The following is a 14,639-nucleotide window of genomic DNA, read 5'->3' as shown; positions in this document are numbered from 1 at the left end:
GCAACTATTGAATCACAGGAAACATCTTGCTGGCAAAATGAAAAAATAACAACTTAGGTGAGTTACGTCACAAAATAAAAGGAGGCGAAACGGAAACTCATCACATTGTGAATTTAATCTCATTAATTATTATTCTAAAGGTACCGATTATGTGGTCACGACTCGAACCCTACAGATCGTCGATTATTTTATTAGTTGCTCTGGTGATTGGCGGCTTATTAGGTATTTATGCCCCGACGTTTGCCAGCAAACTCCAGCCGATAGGTCAGATATTCCTGAACCTGTTATTTATGATTATTGTGCCGCTGGTGGGGATCAGCGTCATGTCGTCTATCGCCAGTATGACCGACCTGAAAAGGCTGGGGCGCATTATGGCGATTATCTTTATTGTTTCGATCGCGATGGCCTTTATTCCGGCGGCCGGGATCGTGGCGCTGGCGCTATGGTATAACCCGGCGCAGGGCGTCACTATCGATCTCTCGCAGTCCGTGCAGGCGGGCAGCGGCAAGATGGATTTTGTCAGCATGATTACCACCAGTGACTTTATCGGACTGTTTTCTAAGTCCAATATTCTGGCGCTGATTGTGATGGCGATTATTGCCGGGGTCGCGATTGGTCAATCGGATCAGGCCGGTAAACGTATTGCGTCGCTGCTGGAAGATGTTAATACCGTGATCATGAAGATCGTCTCGATCATTATGAAGGTCGCACCGGTGGGTCTGGGCTGCTATTTCGCTGCCACCATGGCCAGCCAGGACTCTGCTCTGCTGTTAACCTTTGCCCGCGCCATTGGCCTGTTTATGGTTGCCACGCTGGTCTACTTCGTTTTTGGCTCTATTCTCTATTCATATATAGGCGGTGGCATTCCGGCGGTGAAAGCCTTCTGGCGTAATGCGATTGAACCTTCGGCTACCGCGCTGGGGACCTGCTCTTCGCTGGGGACGCTGCCGGTGACGCTGCGTGCCGGTAAGGCGATGGGGATCAACCCGGAAATCGTTGATGTCTCTATTCCGCTGCTGGTTAACCTGAATAAAGGCGGCGTAGCGATGATTGCCGCACTGAAAATTGTCTTTATCTATTCCGTGCTGGGCATGGAGTTCACCACTGAGACCTTCTTCCTGACCATGCTGATTGCGGTGCTCTCCGCCATTATCGTCGGCGGCGTACCGGGCGGGGCATTCCTCGGTGAAATTTTTATCGTCACCACGCTGGGCCTGCCAATGGAAGCGATCCCGATGTTGGTGGTACTGGGCACCATTACCGATGCGCCGGCCACACTGATTAACGTTATCCATGATTTGAATGCGGCGCAGATTGTTGAACGGTTTGCTGGAAAAAAGCAGACCAACGCTGAAATCAACTCTACTGCTGCGGTGGTATAGGTTTTCACACGGATTAAGAACAGGAGAAGTTATGAAAGACGCAATGAAGCTTGAAACACATCTGGTCGTGGCTGGACGCGATAAACGCTACACCCAGGGCGCGGTGAATCCGGTGATCCAACGTGCCTCTTCGCTGGTGTTTGATACCGTGAAGGACAAAAAATTTGCCACCGCCAACCGTGCGAACGGCGAACTGTTTTACGGCCGTCGCGGAACCTACACCCACTTTGCTTTCCAGAAAGCAATGAGTGAGCTGGAAGGCGGCGTAGGCTGCGCGCTGTACCCGTGCGGCGCTGCGGCGGTGACCAATGCGATTCTGGCGTTTGTCCAAAGTGGCGATCATATTCTGATGACAGGTGCTGCCTACGAACCAACCCAGGATTTCTGCAATAAGATCCTGAGTAAATTCAACGTGGAAACCACGTATTACGATCCGCTGATTGGCGCGGGTATCGTCGATCTTCTGCGTCCGGAAACAAAGGTAGTATTCCTTGAGTCACCAAGTTCTATCACCATGGAAGTTCAGGACGTGCCGGGAATGGTGAAGGCGATCCGCGCGGTGAATCCGGAGATTGTCATTATGATCGACAACACCTGGGCGGCGGGAGTGCTGTTCAAAGCGCTGGATTATGGCGTGGATATTTCCATTCAGGCGGGAACGAAGTACACCATCGGTCACTCGGACGGCATGCTGGGCACCGCGGTGTCGAACGCCCGCTGTTGGGATCGTCTGCGCGAAAACTCTTACCTGATGGGGCAAACGCTGGATGCCGATACGGCCTACAACGGCAGCCGCGGATTACGCACCCTGGCGGTACGTCTTAAGCAGCATCAGGAGAGCAGCATCCATATTGCTCGCTGGCTGTCGGCAAGACCGGAAGTGGCGCGGGTGAACCACCCGGCGTTACCGGAATGTCCGGGGCATGAGTATTTCCAGCGCGACTTTGCGGGAAGCTCGGGACTGTTCTCGTTTGTGCTGAAAAAGAGACTGACCGACGAGCAGATGGCGAATTTCCTCGATAACTTCTCGCTGTTCCATATGGCCTATTCGTGGGGCGGATTTGAGTCGCTCATTCTGGCGAACCAGCCGGAAGAACTGAACAGCATCCGCCCGGCCGGGGATGTGGATTTCAGCGGCACGCTGGTCAGGGTACATATTGGCCTGGAAGATGTTGATGACCTGATTGCCGATCTGGACGCAGGTTTTGCACGCATCGCGTAAGATGATGTGATCGTAGCCGGATGCGGCGCAGGCGCCTTATCCGGCCTACGTAACCGAGTAGGTCGGATAAAACGCCTGCCCAACATTCGCAATGACGTTATATTTATAATCAAATTAACTCATTTTTAGTCATATTGGATCATTTTTTATCAAAAGTAATCTTAATCACGATTTTTAGTATCCATCCTGGGTAGCATTGCCACTGATTTTAGTGTTATTAGCATATAAGGGATGATGAGTTATGAAGCTGAAAGATTTATTCACAAGGACACCGACTGAACGTCGCCATTATGGCGCCGCCGTGTTAGTCGGCATTGTTTCTGGCGTACTTTCTGCATTTGTTAAGTGGGGGGCCGAAGTTCCTCTTCCACCCAGGACATTTTCTCTGGGAAGAAATGAGTTTAATCCTCCGTACCTTTTTCTCCGAGACTATTTGGGGATTGACCCCACGCAAACGGTCTATACCTTTTCTGAACATGTGATTAATCCGGTTATGGTCACGCACATCATATTTTCATTGGTGTTTGCGGTTGGGTATTGCGTTGCCGCTGAAATTTTTCCAAAAGTTAAACTTTGGCAGGGGGTACTGGCAGGTTTAATCGTGACGGTGGCGGTTCATGGTATTTTCATTCCCGCACTTCATCTTTCGCCGCCCTTGTCTCAGCTACCATTTGATGAATATGTGTCGGAAATTATTGGGCATATTTTCTGGTTTTGGGTCATTGAAATGATTCGTCGCGATCTGCGCAATCGGATCACGCATGAACCCGATGCGGAAGTTCCGTTATCTCTCGTCAGATGATTAAAAGTAGATGCACTATGATGGATTGCCCCCAACCGCTAAACACAAAACCAGTGTTCGCGAATGGGGGCGGTTCATAGAAGGTTAACTCTCTGTTACTAACGTCGTTGCCTCATGCTGACGTACGCGTTTGAGTAAACCTGCCAGCGTGAACACGACGGCAATCCCCGCAACAACCGCCAGCAGATGAAAAGAAATCCTGCCGCCGTTAAACCACAGCCAGCGTCCGACTTCGACAGAAACGGCCATTACCGTCAGGATCACCATGTTCAGTGATGCGGAGACCGTACCTTTCGGTAAATTGTTGGAAAACAGCGTAAAGCGGAACAGCGTTGGGAAAATCATCCCAATGCCAAACGCATACAGGCTGGTGCCCAGCACCGACCACAGCCAGACGTGCGGCCACAGCAAATTACCCACAATCAGCACCGCCAGCCCGCTTAACTGAACAGGCGCTGCCCGCCAGATAAAGCGCGGCCTCGTCGGATCTTTTACAAAACGTACGACGACCATGTTGGCGACGATCACGGCGCCAAATACCGGCGCCTGTGCCCAGGCAAACTCCGATGTGGTCATGCCGCCAGCGTCGATCAGAATAACCGGTGAGACCGCCACCCAGCTCATCATCGGGATATAGCTCAGCGACAGCGTGGCGGCGCCAAACAGGAACACCCGGTTGCGGAACACGTCGCGGAAGTCACGCAGTACGCTGCACGCGCTGAACGGCACAGCACCGCGCTGGACGGTCTCCGGCATCGCCAGGACTAACCCGATCAGGGCGATAAGCCCCATGCCGGCGATAATGGCAAACAGGATCTTCCAGTGGACAAAGTGCATCAGCGCCGCCCCGGAGAGCGGGCCGATAACCGGTGCCACCAGTACAATGGAAGTGATAACGGCCATCAGCTTAATGGCCTTTGTTTGCCCAAAGGCCTCTTGTACCGTGACATAACCGACAGTGGCGATAAAGCAGATGCTGGTGCCCTGCACGAAACGCGCAACCAGAAATTGCGTCATCGAGGTGGTGAAGAGTGTCGCCGTGCAGGCCAGCGTAAAGATTAACGCCCCAGCAATCAGTACCGGTCGGCGGCCAATCCTGTCGGAAAGCGGCCCTAGCAGCCACTGTAGCGCCATCCCCCCCGCCAGATACAGACTGACTGCCGCCGGCGCCAGACTGACATCGGCATTGAAATCCCGCACCACATTGATGATGCCGGGCTGGATCAGGTCCGTCGACAGATAGGCGGCGAAGTCATACAAAATCAGCGCGATAGGGAAAAATAGCGTTGTGGCGCGTTGAGCGAAAAACGCGAGAATCCGTTGCATAAAACAACTCCTTGTCGGGAGAAAACCCTCAACGGGAATAGCGAAATTCAATACCGTCTTACAGACGTCAGGCTGGTGACAGAAAAAAAACAGACTGCAGCTGTACTGAATTTCATGTAATCAAAAACGCTGCCTGCGTGAAGCGCAAACAGGAAATACGTCTTTCTGACTCAGGTCAGAAAACGTAACGATTACAAGTGACAATCAGCACATTACACCTCGGGAAGAGAACGTTGAATGGAAAATAACCTCCCGCAGTGTAATGCGGATTGGATGATAATTAAACGAGTTTAGCGGGTTAATGCGTAGAAATTAAAGGGGCTTAACGCGGGAATGTGCATTGAAGTCGCGATTCTGCGTGAGGTATTCCAGACAAATGCAGACGTTACAAAGGGACGTTTTTATCTCTGATAACGTCTCGCAAAGAGAGAAAGTCGCAGGTGAGAGAGCGGTTTTCCGGCGCTACAGTCACCGCATCTTATTTCCAGGTGACGGACCGCCATGAATACAGCACCGACTTCCACACAGCATGATGCTGTTTTTAAAACGTTTTTGCGCCACCCAGAGACAGCGCGGGATTTTCTACAAATACATCTTCCCGCTTCGCTGCGCGAACTTTGCGATTTTCAGACGCTGAAACTCGAGTCAGACAGTTTCATTGAAGAGGATTTACGTGCGTATTACTCCGATGTGCTGTGGTCGGTGAAAACAACGGATGGGGATGGATATATTTATGTGGTAATTGAACACCAAAGCACCCCGGATGCGCATATGGCATTCAGACTGATGCGCTACGCGGTAGCGGCCATGCAGAAACATTTAGATGCCGGGCATCAGCAACTGCCGCTGGTGGTGCCGATGCTGTTTTATCACGGCGCTAAAAGCCCGTACCCTTATTCTCTATGCTGGCTGGACGAGTTTGCCAACCCGAAGCTGGCTCGTCAGCTGTATGCTGCGGCGTTTCCGCTGGTGGATATTACCGTTATTCCAGATGACGAAATTGTGCAGCATCGACGCATGGCACTGCTGGAGTTGATCCAAAAACATATTCGCCAGCGCGATCTTATGGGGCTGGTCGAGCAACTTGTTTCCCTGTTAGTTAACGGCTCGACTAATGACAGTCAGCTAAAGACGCTGTTTAATTATATTTTGCGAACCGGCGATGCACCTCGCTTCAATACGTTTATCAGTGCAATTGCCGAACGTTCACCGCAGCATAAGGAGCATTTGATGACGATCGCGGACAGATTGCATGAGGCAGGGCTACAAAAAGGCAGGCTGGAAGGGTTACAGGAAGGGCTGATAGAGGGGCAACGAACTGAGGCGCTCCGTATTGCCCGCACCATGCTGGCAGATGGCATTGATATCAGCACGGTGCAAAAAATTACCCGACTTTCCGTTGAAGATATTCAGGGCGTAAGCCATTAGAAATGACTTAAACCGCACAATCGCCTGCCCGGAAGCACCGGGCGGTCCGGTTTACTCTATCGCCATCTTTACCGCCTCGCCGAGCTTTTGCATTACTTCCTGATGCTTCTCGTTTGGCGGTAACGCACAGTTGATGCGCACGCAGTTGCGATACTTTCCGGATGCGGAGAACAGCGAACCCGGTGCAACCTGGATTTTCAGGCGACAGAGTTGCTTAGCGACGCAGACCATATCGACCTGCTGCGGCAGTTCGACCCATAGCATAAAGCCGCCTTTTGGTCGGGTGACGCAGATCCCGCAGGGGAAGTATTCCCGTACCCAGCAGGTGTAGATTTCCATATTGCGCTGATAAATCTGGCGCATACGTCGGATATGGCGATGGTAATGACCTTCACGCACAAAGGCCGCCGCCGCCAGCTGCGTAGCGGGAACGTTGGTGCCGATAACGGCGTATTTCATGTGCAGCAGCTTGTTGTAATAGCGACCGGGAACCACCCAACCGACGCGCAGACCGGGGGCTACAGATTTGGTAAATGAGCTGCATAGCAGAACCCGACCGTCGCTATCCCAGGAGTGGATCGTGCGCGGGCGCGGGTACTCCGTTGCCAGTTCGCCATACACATCGTCTTCAAAAATCACGATGTCGTGACGCTGGGCGAGGGCGAGCACCGCCCGCTTCCGCGCATCCGGCATAATGAATCCGAGCGGGTTGTTACAGTTGGGAACCAGCAGCACACCTTTGATCGGCCACTGATCCAGCGCCAGCTCCAGCGCTTCAATACTGATCCCGGTATCCGGATCGGTTGGGATCTCAATCACCTTGATCCCTAAGCCGCGCAGTAGCTGCATCGTGCCGTAGTAGGCCGGTGATTCAACGGCGACAATATCTCCGGGCTGGCAGACCGTCAGCAGCGCCAGCGACATCCCGCACTGACTGCCGCTGGTGATCACAATATCGTCTGCATTGACCACTGAACCGCCATCCAGCATCAGCCGTGCAATCTGCTGACGCAGTTCACGGCATCCGGATATTTCATCGTAGCCCAGTATCGCGCGCAGATTATGCTGCGCCACGCGGCTGAGCTCACGCCACAGCGGCTTCAGGCTCGGTTGATCAATGTCGGGTACGCCGCTGCTAAACGGGATTATCGATTTGTCCGCGTTGCCTTTCAGCATATCCAGTACCTGATCCCACTGGGTTATCTCGACCGGACGCTGCACCGGACGCGACATCGGTGGCACGGGTGGCTGCACTTTTTGCGGGGCGACAAAATAACCGGAGCGTGGCTGCGGGGTGATCAGCTGTCGCTGCTCCAGCGTTTGATAGGCCTGCTGTACGGTGCTGATGCTGACGCCGTGCTCCTGGCTCAGGCTGCGTACCGAAGGCAGTTTTTCGCCATGGCGATACAGCCCCTGCTCAATGCGTTCGGCCAGCAGATTGGCCAGATGTTGGTAACGCGTCATGCTGTATCCCTCATGGGTGCCATACAGATTAAAAAACCAGTACAGAATTGCGTGAAAAAAGCGATGAAGAACTCTTTTTAACCAATCTGTATGTTAAATAAAAGTACTTTGTGAGTCTGTATTGTTCCGGGCCAAATCCGTGAAGATAAAGCCTCTGGCAAGACGGGGAGGCAAGGTATGGAATTTCACGAGAATAAAGCAAAGCAGCCGTTTATTGGATTTGTGCAGATCTGGCAGGCGATAAAACGGTGGCGGCTACGGGCACAAACGCGACGTGTGTTGCATCAGATGAGTGATGAGCGGCTGCGGGACGTCGGGCTACGACGCGATCAGGTGGAGTGACTTTCTTTTATCGACAGAGGCTGGGGATTATCTCCCGGCCTCTTTTACATTCACGATATTTATCAATTCATGCTTCTGGTTAGTCCGTTTCTTGATACTTACCCTGATAAGTATTATTTTCTTCTCAGCGATGAGGGAAAAGAAACATGACTGAAGATGAACTGTTTGCCCGCCGTCCAATGGGGATGCGCATGGCGATGGTGGTGCGCCAGTGGCGGGCCATTATTGATGCTGCCATCACTGATACCGGCCTGACGCAGTCCAGCTGGACGGTACTGATGCAGCTGTATCAACTGGGAGACAACGTCTCGGTTAGCGAACTGGCACAAATGCAGGGCATTGAACTGCCGCCGCTGATGCGCACTCTCTCGCAGCTGGAAAAGCAGGGCTATCTGCTGCGTTCTACATCGCCTTATGACAAACGCATCCGCCTGCTAACGCTGACCGCGCAAGGCCGCTCAAGGCTTGAAGAACTAAACAGGGTGATTGATAACTATCAACATCGCGTCACCTGCACCATTCCTGAAGCGGAGCTTGCCTCCTTCAGCGCGACCTTAAATCAACTCGCCTGCAATTTGCGGACAATCCGCGAAGAAGACAATCAACACTAAAAAACTATGATGACCCCAGAACAAAAATTTGCCCGTTGGGTAAGGGTGAGTATTGCCGCTTTCCTGGTAGTATTCGCCTGGTTTATCGTTGCCGATATCTGGATCCCGCTGACGCCGGACTCCACGGTGATGCGTGTGGTAACACCTGTTTCCTCGCGCGTTTCCGGCTACGTCTCGCAGGTGCATGTACATAACAATAGCCAGGTGAAGAAGGGCGATTTGCTGTACGAACTGGATCCGACGCCATTTATCAATAAGTTCGAGGCGGCGCAAATTGCCCTTGAGCAGGCGAAGCTGAGCAACCAACAAATGGATGCACAGATCGCCTCTGCCCGCGCCAACCTGCGCACCGCGCAATTCAACGCCCGCAACGATAAGACCACCTTAGACCGCTATCAGCGCCTGAGCGCCATGCAGAACGTGTCGCAATCCGATCTCGACAAGGTGCGCACCGCCTGGCAAACCAGCGAGCAGTCGGTGGCGGCGCTGAATGCCAGTATTCAGAACCTGCTGATCCAGCGCGGCGAGCGCGATGATAAGCGTAACGTGACGCTGCAAAAATACCGTAACACTCTGGAAGAGGCGCAACTGAACCTCGGCTGGACGAAGGTGCATGCAGAAACCGATGGCACAGTGAGCAACCTCCAGCTCAACCCCGGACTGTATGCCACTGCGGCTACGCCGCTGCTGGCGCTGGTCAGCCATCAGACCGATATCGTGGCTGACTTTCGCGAGAAAAGCCTGCGCCACACTCGGGTGGATACCGATGCCGCCGTAGTGTTCGACGCCATGCCGGGCAAGGTTTTCTCTGCCCGCGTCACCAGCAGCGATGCCGGTATTCTGGCGGGCCAGGAGCAGGTTAACGGCCAGTTGTCGCAACCGGAACAGTCCACCCGCTGGGTGCGCGATGCTCAGCGTATGCGCATTCACGTCGCGCTGAACGAACCGCTCGACACGCCGTTACCGACCGGGGCGCGCGCCACAGTACAGCTGTATAACAGCGAAGGAATGTTCGCCCGCACTTTTGCCGGGGCGCAGATCCACCTCGTTAGCTGGCTGCATTATGTCTATTAATACGCTGGCCCATGTTTTTACGCCGCACGGGAATATTGTCTACACCGCCAATGATTTTCGCCAGACCCTGCGTATCTCCGTTGCCGGGACAATCGCGCTGAGTATCTCGACCTTCTATAACGTGCAGTACGGCGTGTTTTTTGTGGTTTATCCGCTGATGTTGCTGTCGCTGGTGCCGGTGTTCAACCGCCATGTGGCAACACAGTTCGTGTTCAGCGCGGCGGTGAACTGCGTCGAAATGGTGCTGATTGTCGGCTATCTTTCACAGTGGCCGCTGGTTATGACACTGGTGGTGTTCGGCCTGTATGTGATGCGTTTTCGTTTTATGAGCAAAGGCCCGCTGTTTCTGCTCGGCTCGATGGGCGTGGTGTGCCAGAGCACGATGCTCAACTTTATGAGCTATCCCACCACCAACTGGCATACGCTGATGTTCTCCAATATGGAAGCCTGCGTAATGGCGGTGGCGCTGAGCGCGCTGCTGCATTATCTGATCCCGGACGTGGAACCTCGCCTACCGCCGCCGCGCATTGAGAAAGATGTCGTCCGGGTTCGCCACGAGTCGCTGCTTTCCGGTACGGTGGCAACGATGATTTTTGTGGTCTTCCAGATCTGTGATTTGAGTGATTCGCTGTCGGCGCTGATGGCAGGGATTTTGATCCTGTTTCCGATGCACTACCGCGGCGCAGTGATTAGCTCGATCTGGCGTGTGGTCGGCGTGGTGCTGGCCTGCCTGTATATTCTGCTGGTGCAGCTGCTTATCTATGATTTCAGCAACCACATGGTGCTGATGATGCCGCTGATTGGTCTCGGACTGGCGTTTAGCGCCCGCCTGCACGTAATGGAAAAAGTCGGTGCAGGCGTAGGGTTTGCCAGCATCACCACCATCGGCATTATGTTTGGCCAGAACCTGCACCCGGATCAGGACCTGGTGTTCAGCGATTTGTACCGTATCGCCTCCGTCACCGTCGCGCTGGTGGCAACGTTAACCATGGTATTTCTGGTGCATCGGGTGTTGAACTGCTTTGCCGCGACGCGGTTTGTGATTACCGAGTGAGTGGGGAGTGAGTGCCGGATGGCGGCTGCGCCTGATCCGGCCTACGGGAAAGTGGAATTTCCAGGCCCGGTAAGCGTAGCGCCACCGGGCGTTTTCAGCGGGGATTATTTCTGCCTGCGTGTCTTAGCTGAAATCACCTCGATAAACTCCTGTACCTGCTGTTGCTTACGTGCGGACAGCTTGCACACCCGACGCAGCGACTGCAATAACGTGGGTTCTTCCGGCTCCGGCAGCTTTGTCGTCAGCACAATGCAGCCGGGCATCACCCTGACATCGAATGGGGTACCGGTGGAAAAACCGGCAGCTTCCAGCCACTGGCCTTTCATTATAATCGCCGGGACATGCGTGTAATCCGGGTAGCGACTCGCATAGCTAACGGTGCCCAGACGATTATTTGCCGGGGAGACTTCTGGATCGGTGAATTCTGCAATAGAATGCGGGGTAGTCATGATGGCTATTCCTCTAGAAATAGTGATTGTGATTAGCAAGGCGCTCGTGTTGCAGCACGGGCGTCTTGCGAAAAATACCTGTACATATCATCAGGGAATAGAAGGAAAGTCCAGCTGAAAATGAATGAAAATAACGGCGGGGATAAAGGGAAGGATTATTTCTGGTGATAGGAATAAAGCGGCTATTTAGCCGCTTTATTGGTTTCTGGGGGCGGGTTAATTTATGGCAGCGTCGGTGAGAGCGTCGGCCAGGTGGAGCTGGGTTTGTTGGGCTGATTTAATTTTGACTTTTAAAATATTTAGCGTTGATTCTAATGAATGAACATTATCAATAATTTTCTGTTGTTCATTTAAAGGTGGTACCGGTAATAACTTTTTCTTTAAATCTCCTAGCAATAGGTTATTAATAGCACTACCACCAGATTTTTTCTTTAATGCTTCGCTTTGTGATTGAAGATATAAGTATAGATATAAATTCAAAATGTATGGCTTTGTTGGTTTTATAATGGCCACACTCTTTTGAAATGTAGTTCTGCTGGCTAATTCAGCATTTTCAACTAGAGCAAGCTTTCCGATAGTGGCACCTGTATTAACAAGGCAGATATCGCCTTCTTTTAAATCGGTTCTTTGATGAACTTCTTCAAATTGATCTTTATCTATCTGGCGAGCATGTTCATATGATAACTTTCCTTCTTGAATATCTTTTGCGGATAAAAAGTAATACCCAGAATTATCGTGATTTAAGCAATCGCCATGTTTCCCATCTGTAATTAGATTAGTTACATCCTGTAGATAACTCCATTCCCACCCATCCGGCAGCTCAAACGGTTTTTCCTCATCACTAATCGGTGGCAACGGTTTTTGCTTTTTCATTTTCCCGTCTTTTACCAACTGCGCTTTTTCCTGCGCAATACGTTTGAGCAGTTCAGAAGCCGGTTCGTCGTTCGGATCCTGCGGCACCAGTTTGCCCATCACCGCCAGTTGCAGAATGGTCTGCTTTAAGGCGTCAATGCTGGCTTCGGTGGTAAACAGCGTGTCGAAATGTTCGCTGATACGCGCCCAGTTTTCGGCCAGTTCATCGGCGTTCTGGCTGTCGGTTAGCGTGGTTAGCAGGGTTTCAACCAGCTGTTGATGGGCGTCCAGACTGGTCAGAGAGTGCTGTTCCAGTTGATCGCAGAGGATCATTAATTCATTCAATCTGTCACTAATACGCTTCTGTTCACCTAATGAAGGTACAGGTATTAACATCAAAGACAGTTGGCCTAAATAAATTCCTTTTTATGCGGTTCCTTTCCCATTTTCTATAAAATAGTTTTGTGCGGTAATAGCCTTGAAGAAATTAGATATAAAATGTGAATATAAAGATGTGTCTATAACCGCAACACTGCGTTGCAATACAAAGGATTTATCATCTAAAACAACTGCGGATCTTCCGATTGACCCCACAATTGTTAATAAAACATCATTTTTTTGGACGCGTGTCCTGGCATTTTCTTTTTCAAAATCATCTTCACTTACATATCGAGATGGGTTCTCTATATCTATATAACCATCCTGAATATTTTGGCTGCTGAGCATAGGATAACCATTGCCTGCGTCTTTGGGAGGATTGTGAGACCCATCAGTCAATTTCTTACATAAAACGCCCAGCCGCGCCCACTCCCATCCCACTGGCAGCTCAAACGGTTTCTCCTCCTCGCTAATCTCCGGCAGCGGCTTTTGCTTTTTAATTTTCCCCTGCTTCATCAGCTCGGCCTTTTCCGCCGCAATGCGTTTCAGCAATTCCGACGCCGGTTCATCGTTCGGATCCTGGGGCACCAGCTTGCCGCGTACCGCCAGCTCCAGAATCAGCTCTCGCAGCTTCTTAATGCCGTACAGGTCAATCTTACCCGAGCTGCCGCGCCCCGCCGTGGAGCGGGTTTGCAGCGCCGTGGTCCAGGTGTTGATATGGTCGACAATCAGTTTTTCCACCGCCATCAGTTGGCCTCCTTACCGGAGAGCGCCGCGCCGAGAATATCGCGCAGCTGGTGACGCAGGGTCTGGATTGCTTCCTGCTGCTTCGCGTACTGTATGAGTAGTTCGTCCGGATCGTGGCTGACGGTTTCCGCCTGGTGTGGGTTCTTGATATCGAGGTTAAAGTTGCGGGCAATCACCTCGTCGATGCTGACCTTCCACGCCTGCGCATTCTCGACGCGGCTGGCGAAGCCGTCGGCCTCGTTGCCCCACCAGTCGATCTCGGCCTGGAATTCTTCAAACTTCATCGGTTTGGTTTTGCTGTAGTTCTTCACCCCCGCCGGGTACGGGTGCTCGTAGAACCAGATGTCTTTCGTAGGCTGGCCTTTGGTAAAGAACAGCAGGTTGGTTTTGATCCCGGTGTACGGGTTAAACACGCCGTTCGGCAGACGCACGATGGTGTGCAGGTTGCACTCTTCGGTGAGCAGCTTTTTGATCTTGGTTTTCACGCCTTCGCCAAACAGCGTGCCGTCCGGCAGCACCACCGCCGCGCGGCCGTTTTTCGCCAGCACTTCAATAATCAATTGCAGGAACAGATCCGCCGTTTCGCGGGTCTGCATTTCTGCCGGGAAGTTCTTCTCGATGCCGTCTTCTTCGGTGCCCCCGAACGGTGGGTTGGTGACGATCACGTCCAGCTGTTCATCCCACGACGACAGCGGCTTGTTGAGGGTGTTGTCGTGACGAATTTGCACCGGCACTTCGATGCCGTGCAGCAGCATATTGGTGGTCGCCAGCAGGTGTGGGAGCTGTTTTTTCTCCACGCCGTGGATCTGCTGTTGCAGCGTCTGGTGATCGGCCACGCTTTTCACGTAGTGGTTTTTTACGTGATCGAACGCGCAGGCGAGGAAGCCGCCGGTGCCACAGGCGGGGTCCATAATCGACTCGCCGAGTTTCGGATCGACTCGATCGACCATAAAGCGGGTGACGGCGCGCGGGGTATAGAATTCACCGGCATTGCCCGCCGATTGCAGATCTTTGAGGATCTGTTCGTAAATGTCGCCGAACAGGTGGCGTTCGCTGGCGCTGGTGAAGTCAATTTCGTTGAGCTTGTTGATCACCTGACGCAGCAGGGTGCCGTTTTTCATGTAGTTATAGGCATCGCTGAACGCCTGTCTGACCACAAAGCCGCGCGGGTTTTTATCGATGGGGGCGGTGAGGTTTTTCAGCGCCGGGAACAGGTCATCGTTGACGAATTCCAGCAGGGAATCGCCGGTAATGCCCTCGGCGTTCGCCGCCCAGGTGCGCCACAGGTAGCGCTGCGGGATCGGGTACTGATAGTTATCCTGCTCCAGTTCCAGCGCCTCTTCCTGGGCGTCAAAGATTTTCAGAAACAGCAGCCAGGAGAGCTGGCCGAGGCGCTGCGCATCGCCGTCCACGCCGGCGTCTTTGCGCATAATGTCCTGTAATGATTTGATAACCGAGCTGATTGACATGATGTGTTCCATGTTTCATTAACAATAAGGCCTTCTGCT

At 52.5% G+C, this 14,639-nt stretch carries 12 protein-coding genes and 1 pseudogene; 8 read left to right on the top strand and 5 right to left on the bottom strand.

Annotated elements, in window-relative coordinates:
* Positions 1–149: 149 nt before the first annotated feature.
* The 3 genes from RYZ59_RS21070 (at position 150) to RYZ59_RS21060 (ending at position 3,406) form a co-directional block, all read left to right on the top strand.
* Complete coding sequence (locus tag RYZ59_RS21070; RefSeq protein WP_318050499.1) at positions 150–1,382, top strand: dicarboxylate/amino acid:cation symporter; 1,233 nt, start codon at positions 150–152, stop codon at positions 1,380–1,382.
* A 31-nt stretch (positions 1,383–1,413) separates the two neighbouring features.
* Positions 1,414–2,604, top strand: a complete 1,191-nt coding sequence (metC, locus tag RYZ59_RS21065) for a cystathionine beta-lyase (protein WP_271449410.1) — start codon at positions 1,414–1,416, stop codon at positions 2,602–2,604.
* A gap of 241 nt (positions 2,605–2,845) precedes the next feature.
* Positions 2,846–3,406 (top strand): YagU family protein, encoded by a 561-nt coding sequence (locus RYZ59_RS21060; RefSeq protein WP_137351347.1) that lies wholly within the window; start codon positions 2,846–2,848, stop codon positions 3,404–3,406.
* 84 nt (positions 3,407–3,490) lie between these two features.
* On the opposite strand, the gene mdtM is transcribed toward RYZ59_RS21060, so the two are convergent.
* On the bottom strand, positions 3,491–4,732 hold the full coding sequence (gene mdtM, locus RYZ59_RS21055; RefSeq protein ID WP_318050505.1) for a multidrug efflux MFS transporter MdtM: 1,242 nt from the start codon (positions 4,730–4,732) through the stop codon (positions 3,491–3,493).
* 501 nt (positions 4,733–5,233) lie between these two features.
* Here mdtM and RYZ59_RS21050 point away from each other — a divergent pair.
* Positions 5,234–6,160, top strand: a complete 927-nt coding sequence (locus RYZ59_RS21050; protein WP_318050507.1) for an Rpn family recombination-promoting nuclease/putative transposase — start codon at positions 5,234–5,236, stop codon at positions 6,158–6,160.
* Between the two features lie 51 nt (positions 6,161–6,211).
* Here the strand turns inward: RYZ59_RS21050 and RYZ59_RS21045 are convergent, their stop codons facing one another.
* Positions 6,212–7,624 (bottom strand): PLP-dependent aminotransferase family protein, encoded by a 1,413-nt coding sequence (locus tag RYZ59_RS21045; RefSeq protein ID WP_318050508.1) that lies wholly within the window; start codon positions 7,622–7,624, stop codon positions 6,212–6,214.
* Between the two features lie 177 nt (positions 7,625–7,801).
* On the opposite strand from RYZ59_RS21045, the gene RYZ59_RS21040 reads away from it, so the two are divergent.
* The 4 genes from RYZ59_RS21040 to RYZ59_RS21025 all read left to right on the top strand — a co-directional run bounded on the left by RYZ59_RS21040 (position 7,802) and on the right by RYZ59_RS21025 (position 10,705).
* Positions 7,802–7,966, top strand: coding sequence for a DUF1127 domain-containing protein (locus RYZ59_RS21040; RefSeq protein ID WP_202039606.1), 165 nt, complete (start codon positions 7,802–7,804; stop codon positions 7,964–7,966).
* A gap of 146 nt (positions 7,967–8,112) precedes the next feature.
* Entirely contained in the window at positions 8,113–8,577 is a 465-nt protein-coding gene (locus RYZ59_RS21035; protein WP_079937181.1) for a MarR family winged helix-turn-helix transcriptional regulator, read from the top strand.
* A 6-nt stretch (positions 8,578–8,583) separates the two neighbouring features.
* Entirely contained in the window at positions 8,584–9,651 is a 1,068-nt protein-coding gene (locus RYZ59_RS21030) for an HlyD family secretion protein (RefSeq protein WP_318050511.1), read from the top strand.
* Positions 9,641–10,705 (top strand): DUF2955 domain-containing protein, encoded by a 1,065-nt coding sequence (locus RYZ59_RS21025; protein ID WP_318050513.1) that lies wholly within the window; start codon positions 9,641–9,643, stop codon positions 10,703–10,705. Before RYZ59_RS21030 ends, RYZ59_RS21025 begins: the two co-directional genes overlap by 11 nt.
* 104 nt (positions 10,706–10,809) lie before the next feature.
* Here the strand turns inward: RYZ59_RS21025 and symE are convergent, their stop codons facing one another.
* The 3 genes and pseudogenes from symE to RYZ59_RS21010 all read right to left on the bottom strand — a co-directional run bounded on the left by symE (position 10,810) and on the right by RYZ59_RS21010 (position 14,600).
* Positions 10,810–11,154, bottom strand: coding sequence for an endoribonuclease SymE (symE, locus tag RYZ59_RS21020; protein WP_318050515.1), 345 nt, complete (start codon positions 11,152–11,154; stop codon positions 10,810–10,812).
* A gap of 216 nt (positions 11,155–11,370) precedes the next feature.
* Positions 11,371–13,131: pseudogene (locus RYZ59_RS21015) on the bottom strand (restriction endonuclease subunit S).
* Entirely contained in the window at positions 13,131–14,600 is a 1,470-nt protein-coding gene (locus tag RYZ59_RS21010) for an N-6 DNA methylase (RefSeq protein ID WP_318050516.1), read from the bottom strand. The pseudogene RYZ59_RS21015 and the gene RYZ59_RS21010 overlap by 1 nt, the downstream one beginning before the upstream one ends.
* Positions 14,601–14,639: the final 39 nt, after the last annotated feature.

The organism is Citrobacter sp. HN-141, assembly GCF_033341895.1.
Classification (GTDB): Bacteria; Pseudomonadota; Gammaproteobacteria; order Enterobacterales; family Enterobacteriaceae; genus Citrobacter.
The sequence above is the reverse complement of the archived record's forward strand: the minus strand, read 5'-3'. Positions and strand labels throughout refer to the sequence as shown.